This window comes from Leifsonia sp. GW821-FHT13C05, from assembly GCF_058806515.1.
The window spans coordinates 1,058,072-1,079,141 of sequence record NZ_JBXAPT010000001.1; the positions used below are offsets into that span (position 1 = coordinate 1,058,072).

Annotated in this window: 16 protein-coding genes; 8 read left to right on the forward strand and 8 right to left on the reverse strand. The window is 71.1% G+C overall.

Translation table 11 applies throughout. The annotated features are described in order from the left end of the window. Positions 1-2: 2 nt before the first annotated feature. On the reverse strand, positions 3-1,763 hold the full coding sequence (locus AC1ROC_RS05095; protein WP_492998499.1) for an ATP-dependent helicase: 1,761 nt from the start codon (positions 1,761-1,763) through the stop codon (positions 3-5). Between the two features lie 30 nt (positions 1,764-1,793). Continuing rightward, positions 1,794-2,801, reverse strand: coding sequence for an NAD(+) diphosphatase (nudC, locus tag AC1ROC_RS05100; protein ID WP_434948275.1), 1,008 nt, complete (start codon positions 2,799-2,801; stop codon positions 1,794-1,796). Positions 2,802-2,861: 60 nt separating this feature from the next. On the opposite strand from nudC, the gene AC1ROC_RS05105 reads away from it, so the two are divergent. Beyond that, the gene (locus AC1ROC_RS05105) at positions 2,862-3,938 is read left to right on the forward strand and encodes a phosphotransferase (protein ID WP_492998501.1); all 1,077 of its coding nucleotides are present in this window, start codon (positions 2,862-2,864) and stop codon (positions 3,936-3,938) included. On the opposite strand, the gene AC1ROC_RS05110 is transcribed toward AC1ROC_RS05105, so the two are convergent. Together AC1ROC_RS05110 and AC1ROC_RS05115 are read right to left on the reverse strand one after the other, a co-directional pair. Further along, positions 3,875-7,201, reverse strand: coding sequence for an ATP-dependent helicase (locus AC1ROC_RS05110; protein WP_492998503.1), 3,327 nt, complete (start codon positions 7,199-7,201; stop codon positions 3,875-3,877). The two genes, AC1ROC_RS05105 and AC1ROC_RS05110, sit on opposite strands and share 64 nt — an antisense overlap. Next, the gene (locus AC1ROC_RS05115; RefSeq protein ID WP_492998505.1) at positions 7,198-10,314 is read right to left on the reverse strand and encodes an ATP-dependent helicase; all 3,117 of its coding nucleotides are present in this window, start codon (positions 10,312-10,314) and stop codon (positions 7,198-7,200) included. Before AC1ROC_RS05115 ends, AC1ROC_RS05110 begins: the two co-directional genes overlap by 4 nt. Positions 10,315-10,422: 108 nt before the next feature. Between AC1ROC_RS05115 and AC1ROC_RS05120 the strand changes: the two genes are divergently transcribed. Continuing rightward, complete coding sequence (locus tag AC1ROC_RS05120) at positions 10,423-10,647, forward strand: DUF3107 domain-containing protein (RefSeq protein ID WP_085369437.1); 225 nt, start codon at positions 10,423-10,425, stop codon at positions 10,645-10,647. A gap of 10 nt (positions 10,648-10,657) precedes the next feature. Next, positions 10,658-10,960, forward strand: coding sequence for a hypothetical protein (locus AC1ROC_RS05125; protein ID WP_168689151.1), 303 nt, complete (start codon positions 10,658-10,660; stop codon positions 10,958-10,960). A gap of 343 nt (positions 10,961-11,303) precedes the next feature. Here the strand turns inward: AC1ROC_RS05125 and AC1ROC_RS05130 are convergent, their stop codons facing one another. Further along, positions 11,304-12,020: a ferritin-like fold-containing protein gene (locus AC1ROC_RS05130; protein WP_492998507.1), complete on the reverse strand. Its 717-nt coding sequence runs from the start codon at positions 12,018-12,020 to the stop codon at positions 11,304-11,306. 127 nt (positions 12,021-12,147) lie between these two features. Here AC1ROC_RS05130 and AC1ROC_RS05135 point away from each other — a divergent pair, with 127 nt between their 5' ends. Beyond that, positions 12,148-13,659, forward strand: a complete 1,512-nt coding sequence (locus AC1ROC_RS05135) for a DEAD/DEAH box helicase (RefSeq protein ID WP_085369434.1) — start codon at positions 12,148-12,150, stop codon at positions 13,657-13,659. A gap of 80 nt (positions 13,660-13,739) precedes the next feature. On the opposite strand, the gene AC1ROC_RS05140 is transcribed toward AC1ROC_RS05135, so the two are convergent. Both AC1ROC_RS05140 and AC1ROC_RS05145 read right to left on the reverse strand, forming a co-directional pair. Beyond that, complete coding sequence (locus tag AC1ROC_RS05140) at positions 13,740-14,888, reverse strand: aggregation-promoting factor C-terminal-like domain-containing protein (protein ID WP_492998510.1); 1,149 nt, start codon at positions 14,886-14,888, stop codon at positions 13,740-13,742. Positions 14,889-14,960: 72 nt separating this feature from the next. Continuing rightward, on the reverse strand, positions 14,961-15,833 hold the full coding sequence (locus AC1ROC_RS05145; protein WP_492998512.1) for a PHP domain-containing protein: 873 nt from the start codon (positions 15,831-15,833) through the stop codon (positions 14,961-14,963). A gap of 24 nt (positions 15,834-15,857) precedes the next feature. Between AC1ROC_RS05145 and AC1ROC_RS05150 the strand changes: the two genes are divergently transcribed. Beyond that, positions 15,858-17,390 carry an aminopeptidase P family protein gene (locus AC1ROC_RS05150; protein ID WP_492998514.1) on the forward strand — a complete coding sequence of 511 codons (1,533 nt, stop codon included), beginning with the start codon at positions 15,858-15,860 and terminating at the stop codon, positions 17,388-17,390. A gap of 10 nt (positions 17,391-17,400) precedes the next feature. On the opposite strand, the gene AC1ROC_RS05155 is transcribed toward AC1ROC_RS05150, so the two are convergent. Then, positions 17,401-18,030 (reverse strand): YflT domain-containing protein, encoded by a 630-nt coding sequence (locus AC1ROC_RS05155; RefSeq protein ID WP_492998516.1) that lies wholly within the window; start codon positions 18,028-18,030, stop codon positions 17,401-17,403. A gap of 56 nt (positions 18,031-18,086) precedes the next feature. On the opposite strand from AC1ROC_RS05155, the gene AC1ROC_RS05160 reads away from it, so the two are divergent. From AC1ROC_RS05160 to AC1ROC_RS05170, 3 genes are read left to right on the forward strand one after another with little or no spacing between them, the layout of a single operon-like run. After that, entirely contained in the window at positions 18,087-19,409 is a 1,323-nt protein-coding gene (locus AC1ROC_RS05160; protein WP_168689146.1) for a magnesium transporter MgtE N-terminal domain-containing protein, read from the forward strand. After that, positions 19,396-19,935 carry a DUF1003 domain-containing protein gene (locus AC1ROC_RS05165; RefSeq protein WP_492998518.1) on the forward strand — a complete coding sequence of 180 codons (540 nt, stop codon included), beginning with the start codon at positions 19,396-19,398 and terminating at the stop codon, positions 19,933-19,935. The genes AC1ROC_RS05160 and AC1ROC_RS05165 overlap by 14 nt, the downstream gene beginning before the upstream one ends. Beyond that, on the forward strand, positions 19,928-21,070 hold the full coding sequence (locus AC1ROC_RS05170) for an Mrp/NBP35 family ATP-binding protein (RefSeq protein ID WP_492998520.1): 1,143 nt from the start codon (positions 19,928-19,930) through the stop codon (positions 21,068-21,070). Before AC1ROC_RS05165 ends, AC1ROC_RS05170 begins: the two co-directional genes overlap by 8 nt.

Here is a 21,070-nt window from a genome sequence, read left to right on the forward strand (position 1 = left end):
GCTCATCTGCTGACGGGCACGTGCGGGGCCATCTCGGCGAGGAACCGCGACGGCTGGCGCACCGAGGAGCGACCGGCGTACTGGCCCGACTGCGACCAGCTGAGCTGCAGGTTGCTGCGCGCTCTGGTGATGCCGACGTAGAGCAGCCGGCGTTCCTCGTCGATCTGCTCGAAGCTCTTCGCGTAGCTGATCGGCACCAGCCCCTCGCTCAGGCCGACGAGGTAGACCGACTCCCACTCCAGGCCCTTCGCCGAGTGCAGGGTCGCCAGGGTCACGGCGGACAGGGTCGGCTCGTGCTGGCCGGCCTGGCGGGTGAGCAGTTCGTCGGTGAAGCGACGGAACGACGTGCCGGGCGGCATCGTGTCGACCAGGCCCATGATGGCGTTCAGCGACTCCCAGCGGTCACGCACGGCGCCCCGCGTCTCCGGTGGCTCCTGGCTCCAGCCCAGCGAGCGCAGCACGTCGCTGACCGACTTGAAGAGCGGTTCGTCGCCGACCGCGACACTGGCGGCGCGCAGCGACATGATCGCCTGGCGCACCTCCGGCAGGTCGAAGAAGCGCTTCGAGCCTCGGATCTGGTAGCTGATGCCGAGATCGCCGAGCGCCTGCTCGATGGCGGCGGCCTGCACGTTCACCCGGTAGAGGATCGCGATGTCCTCCGGCTTCGCTCCCGCCGCGAGTTCCGCGGCGATCTTCTGGGCGACGGCGCGGGCCTCGTCCCGGTCGCTCTCGTACGCCGTCGGCGACGGGATGCCCGCCGCAGCGGAGTCGGCCGCACCCGGCGTGGCCGCACCCGTAGCCGCCGCACCCGGCGTCGCCACCACCGCTGCCGCCGAGTGCAGCGTCAGCGCGCCCGCACGTCCGCGCATGAGCCGGTTCGCCGCATCCACCACAGCGGGCGTCGAGCGGTAGTTCTGCTCCAGCCGCACCACCGTCGCCCCCGGATGCGTCCGCTCGAAGTCGAGCAGGTACGCGCTGCGCGCCCCGGCGAAGGAGTAGATGGTCTGGCTGGCGTCGCCGACCACGCAGACGTCGCGTCTGCCGCCGAGCCAGAGATCGAGGAGCTGCTGCTGCAGCGGAGAGACGTCCTGGTACTCGTCCACCACGAAGAAGCGGTACTGCTCGCGCACCTGCATCGCCACGGCCGGCTCGATCTCGATCATCCCCGCGCAGACGAGCAGCACGTCCTCGAAGTCGATCTGCTTCCGCTCGTCTTTGAGGTCTTCGTACGTCTGCAGCATCAGCACCAGCTGCTCGGCGGTGAGGGTGCCCGGCACCGTGCGGTCCGCGACGGCGGAGGCGTACTGCTCGATGCTGAGCCCGGACACCTTGCGCCACTCCACCTCGGCGGCCACGTCGCGCAGGGTCGCCGTGTCGACGCGCAGCTTCAGGCGCTCCGCCGCCTGGCCGAGCACCCTGCCCTTGCCGTCGAGCACGCTCGGCAGCTGGCCGCCGACCACCTGCGGCCAGAAGAAGTTCAGCTGGGACAGCGCAGCGGCGTGGAAGGTCCGCGCCGCGACGCCGCCCGCGCCGAGCTGGCGCAGCCTCCCCCGCAGTTCGGCCGCCGCCCGGTTGGTGAAGGTGAGTGCCATCACGCGGTTGGGCGCGTACGCGCCGGAGGCCACGCCGTACGCGATGCGATGCGTGATCGCGCGCGTCTTGCCCGTGCCGGCACCGGCCAGGATGCAGACCGGCCCGAGCAGCGCCTCGGCGGCGACCCTCTGCTGCGCATCCAGCCCGTCGAGCAGACTGTCCGGATTCACCGTGCCGCCCCGCTCACCGTGCCACCCCGGTCACCGCGCCACCGGAGCCTCGTCCAGCGATCCGCCGTACCAGTCTTCGATCAGAGCGCGCGCGATCGAGGACCGGCCGGGCAGGATGACCTGCTCGCGCGCCTCCCACAGCTCGGTGCGGCTGAACCAGCGCAGGTCGAGGATCTCCTCCCCGTCCGGTGCGAGCCCGGACGGCGCCTGGTCGTCGGCCAGCCGGGCCGTGAAGCCGACCATCACCGATGCGGGGAACGGCCACGGCTGCGACCCCTTGTACTGCGGGTCGACCACCCGGATGCCCGCCTCCTCGAAGATCTCGCGCTGCACGGCGGACTCGAACGACTCCCCCGGCTCGACGAAACCGGCCAGCAGCGAGTATCGCGAGTTCTCCCACATCGCGTTCGATCCGAGCAGCAGCCGGTCGTCCGCATCCAGCACGGTCACGATCACGGCGGGGTCAGTGCGCGGGAACACCTCGGAGCCGTCCTCGAAGCAGCGGCGCACCCAGCCGGCCTGCTCCACGACGGTCGGCGTGCCGCAGCGCGGGCAGTGGGTGTGGGAGGCGTGCCAGTTGGCGATCGCGAGCGCCTCGGTGAACAGCCCGGCGTCACGGTCGGTGAGCGCGGTGGCGACGGTGCGCAGGTTCCCCCAGCGGGCCTCATCCGGTTCGAGCTCCTGCGCGGCGGCGTCGGTGAGGACTTCGAGCACGACGGCGGTGCCGGCAGGCTCCGCGTCGCTCGCGACGAGCGTGCGTCCCAGATAGACCCTGACCAGTGCCGAGGTCACCCGTTCGACGGGGAGCAGCTCGAGGGCGGCAGCGCCGGCACCGGATGCGCCCCAGCCGTCCGCGGCGGGCGTCGCCGCCTCCACGCTGTCCGCCGTGAGCAGCGCCCTGCCCTTCCAGAGCGCGAGCACGCGCGTCGACGGCTCCTCCCAGAGCTCGTCGAACAGCGCTGGACGCGACCGGGAGACATGATCGCGGTCGACGGCGTGACGCGAGAGCGGCAGCGAATCGAATGGGATGGGCGACATCGAGGTCCTTTCGGGGCGTGGCGAACGGCTCACGCGGGGAAGTCCAATTAACCTTGGCGCATGGCCAGATCCCATCTCACTCTAGCCGCGCTGGCCACTTCGGCCGTGCCGGGGCTCGAGGTCTCCGGTGCCCGCAGCTACACACTCGGGGGCGCGGGCGAGTTCGACTCCGCGCTCCTCAGCGGGCGGGACGGCGGAACGTCGGTCATCCGGGTTCCCACGTCGCAGGCGGCGGAGACCGAGCAGAGCGCCGACCTGGTCGCCCTGCGCGCGCTGACCACCGGCATCCGCAGCCGCCTCCCGTTCGACGTGCCGACCTACCTCGGCCAGGCTCCCGTCGGCGGCACGCGCGCGATCGTCTACGACTTCCTGCCCGGCCACCACATCGACGTCGACGACATCCCGCCCGGCGACGGTCTGGCCGGATCGATCGGGCACGCCATCGCGGCCATCCACACGCTTCCGACCAACTTCGTCGGCGAGGCGGGACTCCCGGTGCTGAGCGCCGCGGAGTGCCACACGTCCACCACGGCCCTGATCGAGTCCGCCGCATCCACCGGGCTGCTGCCGAGCGCGCTCCGCGACCGCTGGCGCGATGCGTCGGCCGACCAGTCGCTCTGGCAGTTCCAGCCCACCGTGGTCAACGGGGCCCTCACCGCCGACTCGTTCCTCGTGGAGGACGAGACCGTGCTCGCCGTTCTCGGCTGGTCGGCGCTGCGCGTGGGCGACCCTGCACGTGACCTGCACTGGCTGCTCGCGATGAACCCGGAGGCGACGGAGGGCGCGCTCGGCGCATACGCCTCGACGCGCCAGGTCGCCACCGACCGCCAGTTCACGCAGCGCGCGATGCTGTACGCGGAGCTCGAGGTCGCCCGCTGGCTGCTGCACGGCCGCGAGGTGCGCGACCAGAGCATCGTCGACGACGCCGTGCAGATGCTCGACGGCCTGGTCGACCGGGTGCACAGCAATGCGGTCACCCCGCTGTCGACGGCCACGGGACCGATCCTCGCGATCGACGACGTCGAGGCGATGCTCGACCGCACGCCGGGCGACCGCAGCTCGGATGCCTACGGTCACGCCGGCGGGATGAAGCCCGTCGAGGAGGACCAGAGCGACCCCAACTCCTCCGCGGAGTAGAGCCGCTCCGGCCGGATGACCTCGTCGTCGGCCACGAAGTAGAAGACGGCGTCGATCTTCTCCGGGTCGACGCCGGCGTACTGCGCGTACGCCAGCCGGTAGAGGGCGAGCTGGAGCTGCTTGCGTTCGAGGTCGGCGGCGTCGCGCGGCGCCTTGCCGGTCTTCCAGTCGACGATCTGGTGGCTGTGCACGCCGTCGTCCGCCGGGTAGACCGCATCCAGTTTGCAGACCACCACCTGCCCGGCGAGCGTGACGTGGATCTCGATCTCCACCTCGTCCGGGCGGCGGCCCGCCCACTCGCTCGCCGCGAAGGTGCGCTGCAGCTCGGCCAGCTGCTCGGCCTCGAGCTGCTCCCCCGCCGGGTCGTCCAGTTCGTATGCCGCGGCGTCGATGACGTCTGCGGCTCCCGCCACCGTGCCGTATCGCTGCTCCACCCAGCCGTGGAACAGGGTGCCGAGACGGGTCTGCCGGTACGGCCGCTCGGGCATCGGGCGGCGGAGGGCTGCCGCGACGGACGCGGGATCGGTGACGTAGTCCTTGAACCGCGAGGCGGGAATCCGCGTCGGCAGCTCGACCAGGCCGGCGTCGTCGAGACGGCGGGCACGCTCGGCGAGCAGCAGATCGAGGTCGGCGGCGTAGATTCCTCCGTCGCCGGCTCCGCGCTCCAGCGCGTTCCTGACGGCTGCTGCGGCGGCGTGCACCCTGTCGTGCCGCACGCCGAGCGGGTCGAGCGGCCACGTCACGGTCTGCGCGTCGAGCGCGAACGGGTTCTCGTCCGGCTCAGCGCACTCCGGGAACGCGTCGTCCGGAAGCAGACCGGCGGCCTGCAGTTCGAGCAGGTACGCGCCGGGACCGCGCGGCTTCTTCTGCGTCGACCAGTACGATCCGGAGAGCAGCAGGTGCTCCTTCGCCCGGGTGACGGCCACGTAGACGAGTCTCCGTTGCTCGGCGGCGTGCCGGGCCACGATCTCCTCCTCGAACGCGGTCATCGACTCGTCGATGTCCTTCTGCGTCTCCGCCGTGCGCCAGGCCAGCACGGGCAGCTCGGTGGAGTCTCCGCGGAACTCGAACGGCAGAGCGCCGAACTCGAACCAGCCGCGCTTGCTCTGCGGCCCGCCCGGCAGTTCGCCGTCGACCATCCGCGGCACGGCGACCACATCCCATTCGAGGCCCTTCGACCCGTGGATGGTCAGGATCTGCACCGTGCCGGGCTCCGGCTCCTCGCTGCGCGGCGCGAGGTTGTCTCTGCGCTCCGCCTCGGCCAGCCAGGCGAGGAACGAGCCGAGCGTGGCCTGATCGTCGCTGGCCAGATAGGAGGAGACCTGCTCGGCGAACGCGTCGAGGCTCGCCTGGCCGAGCTGGGCAGTCTCGTTCGCGGCGACCTCGATGTCGAGCAGCAGTTCCTGCTGCACCAGCGTCACCAGGTCGAGCAGGTCGAGACCGACCCTGGATCGCAGGTGGTCGAGCTGGCGGCCGGCCTCGCGCATCCTGTGCAGGCCGGCCTCGCTGAACCCGGCCAGCTGGGAGTGCCCGTCCTTCGCCTCGACCACGAAGTCGAGGGCGTCGACGAGGGAGGCGGACTCGTCGCCCGCCACCGACTGCCGCAGGCGCCTGCGCACCTCGGGATCGAGCTCCTGGAACCGGTGGTCGCGCGCGGCGAGCCAGGATGCGACGTTCCGCAGCGCTTGGATGTCCTTCGGCCCGATCCGCCAGCGCGCACCGGTGAGCAGCCGGATCAGCTCCGAGCCGGCCGTCGGGTCGTGCATGACGCGCATGGCGCTCACCAGGTCGGCGATCACCGGCTGCTCCAGCAGGCCGCCGAGTCCGAGCACGTGATACGGGATGTTCCTCCGCGAGAGCGCCGCGGTGAAGACGTCGATCTTCTTGAGCGACCGGCAGAGCATGGCGGCGCTCGGCACGGCACCGCGCGCATCCCGGGTGGCCAGGCGAGCGCCCAGCCACGCGGCGACCGCTTCGGCCTCGTCGGCGACGGTCTGCTCGAAGACGGCGAGCAGCTCGCCCTTCTCCGCGCCGGGCCTCGGCTGCAGCTGCTCGACGTGGACGGGCGAGCTCGCGGTCAGCGGGGCGACCAGCGCGTTGGCGGCGTCGAGCACGCTCGTGGGGTTGCGCCAGCTGGTGCTGAGCGCGTACTCGGCGGCGCCGTCGCGAGTGCCGGTGAAGTCGAGCGAGAACCTGCCGAGGTTGGCGGCGCTCGCCCCTCGCCAGCCGTAGATGGACTGGTGCGGGTCGCCGACCGCCATGACGGCCTGCCCGCTGAACAGGCCCGAGAGCAGGCGGGTCTGCACCACGGAGGTGTCCTGGTACTCGTCGAGCAGCACCACCCGGTAGCGGGACCGGTAGTCGTCTGCGACGGACGGAACGCGCTCGCTGACGCGCAGCGCGAGCGCGACCTGGTCGGAGTATTCGACGAAGCCGCGGCGCACCTTCTCCGCCGCGAACTGCTCCGCGAGGTTGAGCAGTGGAGGGAGCGCACCGACCACCTGGATGGCCGAGCGCACGGAGGCGTACAGCTCCTTGACCCTTCCGCTGCCGGTGGGCAGGTCGGCGATGGTCTGGAACCGCTCGGTCATCCGCAGCACGTCCGCAGCCTCGACCACGTTCTCGCTGAGCGCGCGGCTGAGCGAGATGACGGCCGAGGTGACGGTGTCGACGCTCTTCTCGAGCTCGACCAGCCGATCGTCCGTGCTCGTCACCACGAGGCGGCGGGCAACCTGCCACGCCGACGCCTCGCTGAGCACGGCGGACTCCGGCTCTCGCCCGATCAGCAGCGCGTTCTCGCGGAAGATCGCGTTGGCGAACGCGTTGTACGTCGCCACCTCCGGCGCGTCGAACGGGTCGAACTCGATGTCAGTCAGCCCGGACGCCACCAGCTGCTCGATGCGCTTCCTGATGCGGATCGCCAGCTCGCCGGCCGCCTTGCGGGTGAAGGTGAGGCCGAGGATCTCCGGCACCCTGACGTGCCCGTTGGCGAGCAGCCAGACCACCCGGTTGGCCATCGTCTCCGTCTTGCCGCTGCCTGCGCCGGCCACGACGATCGCCGGTTCGAGCGGCGCCTCAATCACGGCCTGCTGCTGCAGCGTGGGGGTGGGCAGCCCCAGCGCCTCCGCGATCTCGACCGCACTGATCCTGCGCACGGGTCGGGGATGCTCCTCGTGCGCGAGCGTGAACGCCTGCTCCACGAAGTCGAGCGTCGCCTCGTCCGCTCCCCACTCCAGCAGCCCGTCGCCGTTCTCCTCGATCATGCGCTGACCGCCGGAACGAGGTGGATGCGGTACTCGTACTTCGCGTGCGGGTCCCTGTCTCCGAGGTCGACCACTCCGGCGAACGTGCTGCCCGCCATCCCGGCCGCTGCCTGCTCGACCCTGGCCTTCAGCCGGTCGAGCCCGTCGCCGTCGACCCGCTCCTGGGCGACCTCCCTGTAGCCCTTTCCGCGCACGCCCTTGCTCACGTAGAGCAGCTTCGCGCCGCCGGACGGGGCGCCCTCCGCCGCATCGACTGCCCCGTGCTCCAGGGCGAGCTGGTACGCGCCGAGCTGGGCGTGCCCGGCCACCTGCGCGGCGCTCGGCACGGTGTTGCCTGTCTTGAGGTCGACGATGACGATGGTTCCCTCCGGAGTGCGTTCGACGCGGTCGATGGTGCCGCGGATCAGCGCGCGGCCGACGGAGAGCTCGAACGCGCCCTCCGAGCCGAGGAGCGCCCCTCCCGCCCGCTCGAAGTCGCGCAGGTACTCGGAGACGCCCTCTGCGAGCTTCCTGGTGCGCCTGCGCTCCTTCTCCTCGAGCCACGGGGACTCGAACTGCAGCTCGTTCCAGCGTTCCTCGACGCCGCGCCAGACGCGTTCGACGCTGAGGTCGCCGTCCGGCTCGGTGCTGACCTGCTCCATCACCGCGTGCACGACGGTGCCGATCCCGGCGGCGAGGCCGCTCGGCGAGGACGCCATCGCGTCGACGAACCAGGCGAGCGGCGACTTCTCGAAGGTCTCCAGGCGCGACGGGGAGACCCTGACCACCGCATCCGGATCGTCGAGGTCGACCAGCGGCTCCTCGGTCGACGGCGCGATCAGGCCGTACCAGTCGTCCGGGCTCGCGCCCTCCACCTCCGCGGCGGCGAGACGCGCGAGGGCGTCGGCCGCATCCGGGGCGCCGGTGGTGACCAGCCGCCGCCTCAGCCGCCCGACCATCCCGCGCAGCGACAGTGGATGCACGGAGTCGTCCGTGTCGTCGTGGGCCAGATCGCCGGCGAGCCGGAGGAACGGGGAGGGCTGCTCGTCGTCGTTGGCGGTGGCCGTGAGGATGACCTGCGTGCGCGCCCTGGACACCGCGAGCGCGAACATCCTGAGCTCGTCGCCGAGCACCTGGGCGCGTTCGTCCACCGTGTCGGACGTGGTTCCGGCGAGTGCGTCCGCGAGCGCCTGGGGGTGCAGCAGGGAGCCGCGGAGGCGCAGGTTGGGCCAGACGCTCTCCTGGAGCCCTGCGACGGCGACGATGTCGAACTCGGCGCCGATGGTGGCGCTCGGGGTGCAGACCAGCACGGCCTCCCCCGCCGTCTGAGCGGCGAGGGTGTCTTCCGGGACCTCTGCGCCGAGCAGTTCGACGACGAAGTCGGACGCGGGACGCTCCGGATAGCGCTCGACGAACCGCCTGGCGGCGGTGAACAGCGCGACGACGCCGTCGAGGTGGCGGTTGGCCTCGTCGGCGACGATGCCGCTGCGTTCCGACTGCTCCAGCCAGCGCTTGGCGAGCCCGCTGCGCTCCCAGGCGTGCCAGAGCAGTTCCTCGATGGTGGCGCCGTTCTGCGCCTTCTCGCGTCCGGCCGCGATGGTCTCGGCGAGCCGGGATGCGCGGCGTGCCGGGGCGGAGTCGATGGTGGAGAACCGGCCGGGTGCGCTCAGCGCCTCCACGAGCAGGTCGTCGGCCGAACGGTTGCCGTCCCCGGCCAGCTCCTCCTGGCGGAGGGCCAGCCGCAGGCGGCGCAGGCTGATCCCGTCGAGGCCGCCGAACGGCCCGAGCAGCAGATCGGAGACCACGGGAGGGTCGAGCTCGACGGCGCCGAGCTCGACGCCGACGACCGTGATCAGCTGCCGGGCGGCGAAGTCGTCGCGCAGCGCGCGCCCTGCGACGCTGGTCCTGGTCGGCACCTCGGCGACCGCGAGCGACCTGGCGAGGCCAGGCACGTGCGCGCCGGAGCGGACGACGACGGCCATCCTGTTCCACGGCACACCGTTCATCAGGTGCTGCTCCCGCAGCCTGCGCGCCAGCCGCGCCGCCTCTGCCGGGGCGGACGACGCCTCGATGCGCACGACCTCCTGGCCGGACGGCGGCGCATCCCGGCCGGCTGCTGCGAGGCGCTGGACGCCGGCCGCCGCCGTGCCGATGCGCTCGGTGACGCGCGTCGTCAGGTCGCGGAGCGCCGGCGTCTGGCGGTGCGCCGTGCCGAGGACGAAGCGCGTGACGGGGACGCCAAGCCGCGCCTCCAGCTGGCCGAGAGCCGTCGCCTCCGCCCCGCGGAACGTGGTGGACGCCACATCCGGATCGCCGAACGCCACGATCGCCATGCCGCGGGCGGCGAAGGCGCGCAGCAGGGAGACAGTGGCGAGCGTCGCTTCCTGCAGGTCGTCGACGAAGATCGCCCTCAGCCGGTCGAGCGAGCTGCCGCCGCGCACGACGGACACGGCCTCGGCGATCAGCTCCGACGAGTCGACGAAGGTGCCGCGATAGCTGTCCACCACGCGTTGATACTCCGCGATGAAACGCGCGGCGGCCCTCCACTCGTCGTGCCCCGTGATCGCGCCCAGCTCGGAGAGCCTGCTGGGCGTGACGCCGAGTTCGACGCAGCGCGCCATCAGCTCGCGCAGTTCGGTGCGGAACCCGCGGAGGGTGCGCACGTCGGCGACCAGCGGCTCCGGCCAGGCCGGTCCCGTGCCGTCTTCGAGATGGCCGTCGATCAGCTCGGCGATGATCTGGTCCTGTTCGCCGCCCGTGAGCAGGCGGGGCGGCTCCAGCGCCGCCGCCCTGGCGCGCTCCCCCGCGAGCTGGAATGCGAGCGACGTCGCCGTCCTCGCCAGCGGGCCGTTGGTCGGGACGCCGATCCGCAGCGCGATCCTGTCGCGCAGCCGGGTGGCCGCCGACCGGGATGCGCTGATCGCGAGCACCTCCCCCGTGCCGTAGCCGCGCTGCAGCACCCGCTCGGCGAGCGCCTCGACCAGCGCGGTGGTCTTGCCGGTGCCCGGCGCGCCGATGACGGCACCGGATGCGCTGTCCGGCAGCGCGAGGACGGCCGCCTGCGTGTCGTCGAGTGCGAGGTCGGCCACCGTCTGCTCCGCGGAAGGCGGCGGTCGGAAACCTCGGATCGTCATGCCTGAAACGCTACCGGCGTCCGCCGACAGAGAACGCGGCGCAGCGCCGCAGGCTGCGTGTCGTAGTCTGAACTCACATCCGCCGGTCAGATTCGAAAGGCACCACACGTGGAGATCCGCATCGGAATCGTCAACGCTCCTCGCGAGCTCAGCTTCGAGTCGTCCCAGACGGCGGAGGAGATCGCATCGCAGGTCGAGGCAGCGCTCTCGAGCGGCACCGGATTCGTCCGCCTCACCGACAACAAGGGCAAGCTGTACGTCGTCCCGACGGCCGGCATCGCATACATCGAGATCGGTTCGGACGAGTCGCGCCGCATCGGCTTCGTCGGCTAGATTCGCCAGCGTGGAACTGCTCTTCGTCGCGCTCGGCGGGGCCATCATCGGCCTCGCCGCCCGCTATCTGCTGCCGAACCGTCACACGCACGGCGCCGTGCTGATCCCCGCTCTCGGGGTCATGGTGTCGAGCGTGCTCTGGGTCGCCCTCACCTGGGCCGGCCTGAAGTGGAACGGCGGCTGGATCTGGTGGATCACGCTCCTCGGCACGGCCCTGGTGGTCGCCGTGGTCGACGTGGTCATCGGCCGTGTCCGCACCGCCCACGACGACCGGATGCTCGCCGACCTCACCAAGGGCGCCGTCGCGCGCTGAGGCCGTCCCACCGGCTCCGCTCGAACGGAATCCGCGCCCGACACGCCGCCGCACTCTCCGTAATTACGGAGATCCCGGCCGTTGCGCCCGCATCCTCCGCAACGACGGAGATCCCGGCCACGCGCGACTCCTCCGACGCAACCGTCCTCCGCGTCGCGCCCGGTCCGTTCGAGCGGAGTTTCGGGCCGATGCGCCGAGTTTCTCCGCTCGGGCGGAGAACCCGGCGGCGTGTCACGGCAGAACTCCGGTCGAACTCCCGCTGCCGATGGGGCCGCGTCGGCCTGGAGGCCGCGTCAGCCCGAGGCCGGGTCAGGCCGTGAGGCCGCGTCAGGCCATGAAGCCGTCAGGCCGTGAGGCCGAGGGCGTCCATCCTGCGGGTGTGCGCCGCGATGAGCTCGGTGAAGATCGGCTCGATGCGCTCGTCGTCTTTCGCGGCGTTGCCGGACAGGTGCAGCGCCGAGCGTGCGACGAGGAGCGTGTCGCCGACCAGGCGCCTTCCCCACATCGCCAGGCGCGACGACAGCCGCTGGTCGGCTTCGATCTCGTCGCGCAGCACGTCGAGCAGGCCCTCCTGGCCGCCGTCCGAGCCGAGCAGCTGGGCGATGCGCGGGCCCACATCACCGGGAAGCCCCGCCGCCAGGCGGATGAAGAAGTCGTCGAGCAGGCCGCTCGTCACCAGCACGGCCAGCAGCGTCTCGCGCCAGTCCGCGCCCGTCGTCAGAGCGCTGAAGCCGTCGATCTCGTCGGCGAACGGCTTCATCACCTCGGCAGGGTCGTCTCCGCGGCGGCGGATCTCCGCCACGACGCCCTGGTGCTTGGACAGCGCGTGGCCGGCCGCCGCAGCCACCTTCTCTTTGGCGGAGAGCGCATCCACCTCTCCGACGACGCGCGAGAGGGTCTGGAACGTCTCCAGCTGGAGGTAGGCGGCCTGGCCGAGATACGGCAGCAGATCGGGCATGACCTCGTGCAGATCGACGCGGATCGCCTGCGTGGGAGTGTTCCGCGGCGTCAGTCGGGGAAGCTCGACCGGGGGCCGGCGTCGGGAGATCCAGGTTGCCACGTACAGCAGTGTAACGGGGACGTCCAGTAAGCTGGTGCCGCCGTCGGCGCTGGATCGACGGCCCTACGCCTGCGAACGAGGAACAAGGCGTAGACCTTCAACTCACGATCGACAGGCATATTCTCTAGTGACTTTCTCTGAACTCAACATCGACCAGGACATGGTCGACGCTCTCGCCGCGAAGGGCATCATCGAGCCCTTCCCCATCCAGGCGCAGACCATCCCGCTCGCTCTCGACGGCCAGGACATCATCGGCCAGGCCAAGACGGGCACCGGCAAGACCTTCGGCTTCGGCCTCCCGATCATCCAGCGTCTCGGACTCCACCCGGAGCCCGGGGTGCAGGCACTCGTCGTCGTCCCCACCCGCGAGCTGTGTGTCCAGGTCTTCGAAGACCTCTCCCAGGCGGCGGCGAACCGCGACACCGAGGTCGTCGCCATCTACGGCGGCAAGGCGTACGAAGGCCAGATCGCCCAGCTCAAGTCGGGCGCGCAGATCGTCGTCGGCACGCCGGGCCGTCTGCTCGACCTCGCCGGCCAGCGACTCCTCAACCTCTCCAACGTGCGCGAGATGGTGCTCGACGAAGCAGACAAGATGCTCGACCTCGGCTTCCTCGCCGACATCGAGAAGCTGTTCGCGCAGACTCCGGCCACACGCCACACCATGCTGTTCTCCGCGACCATGCCCGGCCCGATCGTCGCCCTGGCGCGCCGCTTCATGACGCGCCCCATCCACATCCGCGCGACCGACCCGGACGAGGGCCAGATCCAGGCGAACATCAAGCACCTGATCTACCGCGCCCACTCGCTCGACAAAGACGAGGTCGTCGCCCGCATCCTGCAGGCGGAAGGCCGCGGCAAGACCGTGGTGTTCACGCGCACCAAGCGCGCGGCGGCCAAGCTGGTCGAGGAGCTCAACGACCGCGGCTTCAACGCCGCCGCCGTGCACGGCGACCTCAACCAGGAGCAGCGCGAGCGCGCGATGGCCGCCTTCAAGGCCGGCAAGAAGGACATCCTGATCGCCACGGACGTCGCGGCCCGCGGCATCGACGTCGACGACGTGACCCACGTCATCAACCACACCATCCCGGACGACGAGAAGACCTACCTGCACCGTGCGGGCCGCACGGGACGCGCCGGCAAGACCGGCATCGCCGTCACGTTCGTGGACTGGGAAGACCTGCACAAGTGGGCGCTCATCAACCGCGCCCTCGAGTTCGGCCAGCCGGAGCCGACGGAGACGTACTCGTCGTCGCCGCACCTGTACTCCGACCTGGACATCCCCGCCGGCTCCAAGGGCCGCCTGAAGGCGACGCCCGCGGTGAAGGCCGACGGCGCGCAGCGCTCTGGCGGACGCTCGGACGGTGGACGCTCGGAGGGCGGACAGCGCTCAGACGGCGGACGCTCCGAGGGCGGTCGCTCCGGCGGATCGGACGCAGCGGGCGACAGCCAGCGCAGCCGTCGCCGCACCCGCGGCGGACGCCCGAGCGGAGCAGGCTCGGCCGAGACCGCTCCCGCAACCGACGCACCGGCATCCGGAACCCACGACGGCGGAGGAGCAGAGCACCACGACGGCAACAGCGCACCGCGCCGCCGCCGTCGTCGCTCCCGCGGCGGAGCCCCCACGGCTCCCACCGCCTGACCCGCGCCAGGACCAATCGAGTCCGGACTTATTCACGCACCGCTCCGGCGTGTCGCGTGAATAAGTCCGGACTCGATTTCTTAGTACCAGTTGTAGCCGATCTCGTGGGTCCAGGCTCCGCAGGGTGAGCCGTAGCGGCCGCTGATGTAGTTCAGGCCCCAGTTGATCTGCGTGCGGTAGTTGGTCATCCAGTCGCCGCCCGCCGACGACATCTTGCTCGCGGGAAGCGACTGCGGGATGCCGTACGCCCCGCTCGAGGTGTTGTACGCGTCGGTGCGCCAGCCGGACTCCTGGTTCCAGAGCCGGATGAGGCAGCCCATCTGGTCTCCACCCCAGCCGTACGACCCGAGCACACTGGACGCGTAGTTCTGCGCTCCGGCCGGGTCGACGTCGACACCCGGAGGCGGGGCGAAGCCGTCCGCCCCTCCGTCGCCCGCCGCCGCTGCGGCCGCTGCGGCCTGCGCTGCCGCCGCCTGCGCCGCCGCGACACCCTCCGCGTACTTCTGCTCCACCGACGCCTCGGTGTTCTTCAGAGCGGCGAGCTGCGCGTACAGGGTGGCGGCGTGCTGCCTCTGGTCGGCGAGCTGCGCATCCGCCGCCTGCTTGGCCGCCTTGGCGGCGTCGAGCGCCGTCTTGGCCTGCGTCGCCAGCCCGTCACGGATGGTGCGGGCCTGGGCGGCCTGCTCGCTGAGGGATGCTGCGAGGTTCTTCTGCGCCGTGGCCTGCGCGAACAGGGTGCTCGCCTGGTCGGCCAGCTTGGAGACGGCACCGAGCTGGTAGAGCAGCTCCGACGACTTGACCGAGCTGTTCCCGGTGAGGAACAGCCGCAGAGACACCTCCGCCCCTCCGGAGCGGGTGAGCTGCTCGGCGAGCTTGCCGCTCTGCGAGCGCAGGGACGCCGCCTTGGTGCTCGCCGCCGTCGCGGCCGTCCGCAGATCGTCGGCCTTCTGCGTCGCCGCCTGCAGGGCGGCCTCCGCCTGCCCGTACTCGCCCGCGCGCTTGATCGCGAGGTCGCCTGCGGCGTCCGCGGAGGTCTGCAGCGAGGCGAGTAGACCGTTGATGCGATCCACCTCCGCCTGGCTGGCCGCGGCGTTGGCCTTCGCCGCCTGCACGTCGTCCCACGACGGATACGAGGTGTCCGCGATGGCAGGGGATGCTCCTCCCGCCGTCACGATGGCGGCGACCAGCACCGCGGCCGCTGCCGCTGCTGACCAGCTCCGTCGGCTCACGCCTGACCTCGTCTCCCGTGCTCGATCCTGGGCTCCGTGCTTCGAACCCCGACCCAGGCTAAGCAGAAAACCTCAGGACGCGTAGAAGGGCGCCGCGCCTGTCGCTTCTTCGATGATCCTGTCAACAACCTCAGGATCGGTCGTGTTCTCCCCCAGCCGGTTCGGTTTCCCGTCGCCGTGGTAGTCGCTCGACCCGGTCACGGCGAGCCCGAACTTCGCGGCCAGTTCGTGCAGTCTGGCCTTGCCGTCCTCGGTGTTCTCCCTGTGGTCGATCTCCAGGCCGAAGAGGCCGGCATCCACCAGGCGCGCGAGCCGCTGCTCCGGGATGACCCTGCCGCGCCCGCCCGTCGCCGGATGCGCGAGCACGGGGACGCCGCCGGCCTCGCGGATGAGACGCACCCCGGTCAGCGGCTCCGGAGCGTAGTGCGGCTGGTAGTAGCCGCCTCGCCAGTGCAGGATGCCCGCGAAGGCGGCGCTGCGGTCGCTGGCGAGCCCGCGGGCGACGAGGGCGTCCGCGATGTGCGGGCGTCCGACGGTCGCCCCCTCTGAGGCCTGGTCCATCACGTCCGCCCAGGTGATGTCGTAGTCTTCCGCGATGCGGTTGACCATCTCCTCCGCCCTGGTCAGCCGGCCCTCCCGGATGCGCGCTGTCTCTGCGACGAGCGCCGGGTTCTGCGGGTCGAAGAGGTAGCCGAGCATGTGCACGCTGGCGAACTCGATGCGTGTGCTGAGCTCCATGCCGGGGAGGACGGTGACGCCCACCTCTGCTCCGGCGGCCGCAGCATCCAGCCAGCCGGCTGTGGAGTCGTGGTCGGTGAGCGCGACCGTGCCGAGCCCGGCGACCGCTGCAGCCCGCACCAGCTCCGCCGGTGTCTCGGTGCCGTCGGAGACGGACGAGTGGGTGTGCAGGTCGATGGGACCACGGAAGCGTCGCACATCAGCCATGCACTCCATCCTAGGAGTGGAAGAATGGTCGGCATGTCCTCGCAGCAGCAGACCCAGCCGGCAACAGCAGCCCCCGCCCCGCGCGCCACCTCCAACCGGTCGACGACACCGGGTTCGGACGGCTTCAAGGAATACATCGGAAGCGGCTGGGCCGAGCGGGAGGAGACGCTGCCGGATGCGCGGGAGCAGGCGTCGTTCGCCGCGTCCCGCCGCGCGGCGATCTCCGAGCTCTACCGCGGCAAGCGCCTGATCATCCCGGCCGGGCGCCTCAAGCAGCGCTCGAACGACACCGACTACGCCTTCCGCGCCCACTCGGCGTTCGCGCACCTCACCGGCTGGGGTTCCGACTCCGAGCCGGGCAGCGTGCTCGTGCTGGAACCGACGGACGCCGGGCACGACGCGACCCTCTACTTCCGCGAGCGCGCCGGCCGCGACTCCGACGAGTTCTACGCCAACCCGGAGATCGGCGAGTTCTGGATCGGCCCGCGCCCGTCGCTCGCGCAGGTCGCCAGCGATCTCGCACTCGCCACCCGCGGCATCGCCGATCTGGATGCGGTCGTCGACGCCACCGACGCGGACACCATCGTGCTGCGAGAGGCAGACTCCACCATCACCGACTCCGTGGATGCGCTCCGCCTCGTCCTCGCGGGAGACGACGCCTCCGCGCCCGGCTACGACCCGGAACAGCACGACGCGGACGACCAGCTGGCGCGCGACCTGTCCGAGTTGCGGCTGGTCAAGGACGCGTACGAGGTGGCCGAGCTGCGCTCCGCCATCGCGGCGACGGCGCGCGGCTTCGACGACGTGATCGGCGATCTGGAGCGCATCACCGCGCATCCCCGGGGCGAGCGCCTGGTCGAGGGCGTCTTCAACGGCCGTGCCCGCGCTGACGGGAACGCGGTGGGCTACGACACGATCGCCGCGAGCGGACCGCACGCGTGCATCCTGCACTGGACGCGCAACGATGGCCCCGTGGTCCCCGGCGACCTCATCCTGCTGGACGCCGGCGTGGAGGTCGACAGCTACTACACCGCCGACATCACCCGCACGTTCCCCATCGACGGCACCTTCACCGAGACGCAGCGGCTGGTCTACGAGACCGTGCGCGAGGCGGCGGATGCCGCGTTCGCGATCGTGCGTCCCGGCATCCGGTTCCGCGAGATCCACGCCACCGCGATGGCAGTCATCGCCCGCCGCACGGCGGAGTGGGGGCTGCTGCCGGTCACCGCTGAGGAGGCTCTGCAGGCCGACAACCAGCACCACCGCCGCTACATGGTTCACGGCACCAGTCACCACCTCGGACTGGATGTGCACGACTGCGCGCAGGCCCGCCGCGAGCTCTACCTGGACGGCGTGCTCGAAGCGGGCATGACGTTCACCATCGAGCCCGGCCTGTATTTCCAGCCGGACGACCTCACGGTGCCGGAGGCGTTCCGCGGGATCGGCGTGCGCATCGAGGACAACATCCTGGTCACCGAAGACGGCGCGGAGAACCTCTCCATCGCCATCCCGCGCACGGCGGACGACGTGGAGGCGTGGGTGCAGCGACTGCGCTAGCCCGATTCCGCTAGCGCGGTTCCTCCGGCGCTGGCGGCGCCGGTGGCGGGTCGGACGGGTGCTCCGGCTGCGGGAACGCGGGCGGAGGGTCGGACGGATGCGGCGCCACCGGCGGGTCGGACGGGTGCGCGACGGGCGCCTCCCTGCCGTCTCCGACGCCGCCCTGCATCAGGTTGCGGGCACGGTTGACGAGGTCGGAGTCGACGAGCACCGAGTAGCTGGTCGCGATCACCTGCATCACCGAGGTGTAGTCGCGGCGGCGGCGGTTGATGGCGTACGAGACGACGCCGAACAGCATCCCGAACCCGGCGCCGATGAGCACGGCGGCGAGCACGAACGCCAGGCTGACCTGCGGCGAGAAGATCACCAGCAGCAGGCCGAAGAAGATTCCGAGCCACGCACCGGATGCCGCACCGGCGACCGCGACACGCCCCCAGGTCAGCTTCCCCGTCACGCGCTCGACGCTCTTGAGGTCGCTTCCGACGATCGAGACCTTGTCGACGGGAAAGTCCGCGCGCGCCAGCACATCCACCGCCTGCTGCGCTTCCGGGTAGGTCTCGTAGGTGGCGACGACCTCTCCGCGCGGGAGCGTGGGGAACATGACACGGTTGCGTCCGCCAAGCGGACTCTGGCTGCTCATCGCTCCATTCTTCCATCCGCAGCGACCTGACGGCCGGAGGGCTTAAGTTATTACATGTGAGTGCCACCAGAGTCTTCGTCGCCCGTTTGGCAGGGTGCACCGTTTTCGACCCGGTCGGCGACCGGGTCGGCAAGGTGCGCGACGTCCTGGTGGTCTACCGAAAAAGCGATCCGCCGCGCGTCGTTGGGCTGATCGTCGAGATCCCCGGCAAGCGGCGGGTGTTCGTCTCCATCGGCCGGGTGACCAGCATCGGCAGCGGCCAGATCATTACGACCGGCCTCATCAACGTGCGCAGATTCGAGCAGCGCGGCGGCGAGGTGCGCGTGATCGCCGAGATGCTCGGCCGCAAGGTGCTGTTCGCCGACGGCACGGGCGAGGCGACCATCGAGGACGTGGCGATCGAGGAGTCCGCGACGGGAGAGTGGGCGATCAGCCAGCTCTTCGTGCGCCGCCCGAAGTCCGGATCGTCCCCGTTCGGCAAAGGCCCGACCACGTTCGTCACCTGGAACGAGGTGCGCGAGAAGCAGGCGCGCGGCGAGGCGCAGTCCGCCGAGCAGCTGATCGCCACGTACTCCGAGCTGAAGCCGGCCGACCTTGCGAACACCCTGCTGGATCTCCCACCGCTCCGGATGCTCGAGGTCGCGGAAGAGCTGCCGGACGACCGTCTCGCCGACGTGCTCGAGGAGATGCCGGAGTCCGAGCAGGTGCAGATCCTCGCCAAGCTCGACGACGACCGCGCGGCGGACGTGCTCGACCAGATGGAGCCGGACGACGCCGCCGACCTCATCGCCCAGCTGTCCGACGAGCGTGGAGAGCACCTGCTCGAACTGATGCAGCCGGAGGAGGCGGAGGACGTGCGCATGCTGCTCAGCTATGCGCCGGACACCGCGGGCGGTCTGATGACGACCGAGCCCATCATCGTCTCCGCCGACGCCACCGTCGCGGAGGGGCTCGCCCTGATCAGGAGGCACGAGCTCGCCCCGGCGCTCGGCGCGGCGGTGTGCGTGACCCTGCCGCCCTACGAGGCGCCGACCGGGCGCTTCCTCGGCGTCGTGCACTTCCAGCGGATGCTCCGCTACCCGCCGCACGTGCGCCTGGGCACCCTGCTCGACCCGAGCCTGGAACCGGTGACGGCGAACACCTCCGCTGCCGAGGTGTCGCGCATCCTGGCCAGCTACAACCTGGTCTCCGTTCCCGTCGTGGACGACAACCACCGACTGGTCGGGGTGGTGACCATTGACGACATCCTCGACTACCTGCTGCCAGACGACTGGCGAAGTCGCGACGAAGACGAGCCCGTGAAACGCGCGCCCGTCTCCGATCAGACCGGCAGTATCCGCATTGTGAACGGAAGGAGGGGCGGCAATGGCACGAGGTAAGCAGGACACCCGCCTGGATGCGCCCAAGGGCCTCCGCACCACCGTCATCCCCCGCCGCGGCCAGACCGTCGACAACAACGACAGGTTCGGCCGGTTCACCGAGTGGATCGCCCGCGCGATGGGCACGCCCTGGTTCATCCTGGGCCTCACCGTCTTCGTCGTGTTCTGGATGGCGTGGAACACCCTCGCCCCCGTCGCCTGGCGGTTCGACTCGATCGCGCTCGGCTTCATCGCGCTGACCCTGGTGCTGTCGCTGCAGGCGTCGTACGCCGCCCCGCTCATCCTGCTCGCCCAGAACAGGCAGGACGACCGCGACCGCGTGCAGATCGAGCAGGACAGGCAGCGCGCTGAGCGCAACCTGGCGGACACGGAGTACCTGGCGCGCGAGGTCGTCGCCCTGCGGCTGGCGATCAAGGACATCGCGACCAAGGACTTCATCCGCGCCGAGCTGCGCGCCCTCCTCGACGACCTGGACCGGCGCGACGACGACGGCAGGGACGGCGACGGGGCGCAGGCGCGTGGCTGAGCTGGCCGACACGGTCCTGCACGCCCTCGCCGGTGTGCTCGACCCGGAGATCCGCAAGCCTATCACCGAGCTGGACATGGTGGGCGGCGTCGCCGTCGACCCGTCCGGGCACGCGACGGTGGGCGTCAAGCTGACGATCGTCGGCTGCCCGGCCGCCGACACGATCGAACGGGATGTGCGCACCGCCACCGCGAGCGTGCCCGGCGTCACCGCCGTCACGGTCGACGTGACGGTGATGTCGAAGGAGGAGCGCAGGGCGCTCACCGAGAAGCTGCGCGGAGGCCGCGCATCCCGGGCCCAGCAGTTCGGGCCGGACTCGCTCACCCGCGTCTACGCGGTGACCAGCGGAAAGGGCGGCGTCGGCAAGTCGACCGTCACCGCCAACCTCGCCGTCGCCCTCGCGGAGCGCGGCCTGCGAGTCGGGATCGTGGATGCGGACGTGCACGGCTTCTCGATCCCCGGCATCCTGGGCCTCACAGACGCCGAGGGCGTGGCACAGCGCCCGACCCGCGTGGACGACATGATCCTGCCTCCCGTCGCCTACGGGGTGAAGGTGGTGTCGATCGGGATGTTCGTGGACTCGCCGTCGGCCGCCGTCGCCTGGCGCGGCCCGATGCTGCACCGCACCATCCAGCAGTTCCTCGGCGACGTCTTCTTCGGCGATCTCGACGTGCTCCTGCTCGACCTCCCGCCCGGTACGGGGGACGTGGCGATCTCGGTGGGGCAGCTGCTGCCGAACGCCGAGGTGATCGTGGTGACCACCCCGCAGCCCGCGGCCGCCGACGTCGCTGAGCGGAGCGGCGTGCTCGCCCGTCAGACCGGCCAGAAGGTCATCGGCGTCATCGAGAACATGGCGGGGCTCCCCCAGCCGGACGGCACCGTGCTCGACCTGTTCGGCAGCGGCGGCGGGGCCGAGGTCGCGCGCCGCCTCTCTGCCGGACAGGACGAGGAGGTGCCGCTGCTCGCGTCGGTGCCGCTGAGCATCCCGTTGCGAGCGGGTGGAGACACGGGCGCGCCGATCGTGGTCACCGACCCCGCCGATGCCGCAGCCGTGGCCATCCGGTCGGTGGCGGACAGGCTCGCCACCCGGGCGCGCGGGCTCTCCGGGCGGAAACTCGGGATCTCGGTGGTCTGA

Excerpts from the sequence above, each read along its gene's own strand:
- AC1ROC_RS05155 (WP_492998516.1), bottom strand. The coding sequence starts at position 18,030 with ATGAGCAGCCAGAGTCCGCTTGGCGGACGCAACCGTGTCATGTTCCCC.
- AC1ROC_RS05165 (WP_492998518.1), top strand. The coding sequence starts at position 19,396 with ATGGCACGAGGTAAGCAGGACACCCGCCTGGATGCGCCCAAGGGCCTC.
- nudC (WP_434948275.1), bottom strand. The coding sequence starts at position 2,801 with ATGTCGCCCATCCCATTCGATTCGCTGCCGCTCTCGCGTCACGCCGTC.
- AC1ROC_RS05150 (WP_492998514.1), top strand. The coding sequence starts at position 15,858 with ATGGTCGGCATGTCCTCGCAGCAGCAGACCCAGCCGGCAACAGCAGCC.
- AC1ROC_RS05115 (WP_492998505.1), bottom strand. The coding sequence starts at position 10,314 with ATGACGATCCGAGGTTTCCGACCGCCGCCTTCCGCGGAGCAGACGGTG.
- AC1ROC_RS05110 (WP_492998503.1), bottom strand. The coding sequence starts at position 7,201 with ATGATCGAGGAGAACGGCGACGGGCTGCTGGAGTGGGGAGCGGACGAG.
- AC1ROC_RS05145 (WP_492998512.1), bottom strand. The coding sequence starts at position 15,833 with ATGGCTGATGTGCGACGCTTCCGTGGTCCCATCGACCTGCACACCCAC.
- AC1ROC_RS05105 (WP_492998501.1), top strand. The coding sequence starts at position 2,862 with ATGGCCAGATCCCATCTCACTCTAGCCGCGCTGGCCACTTCGGCCGTG.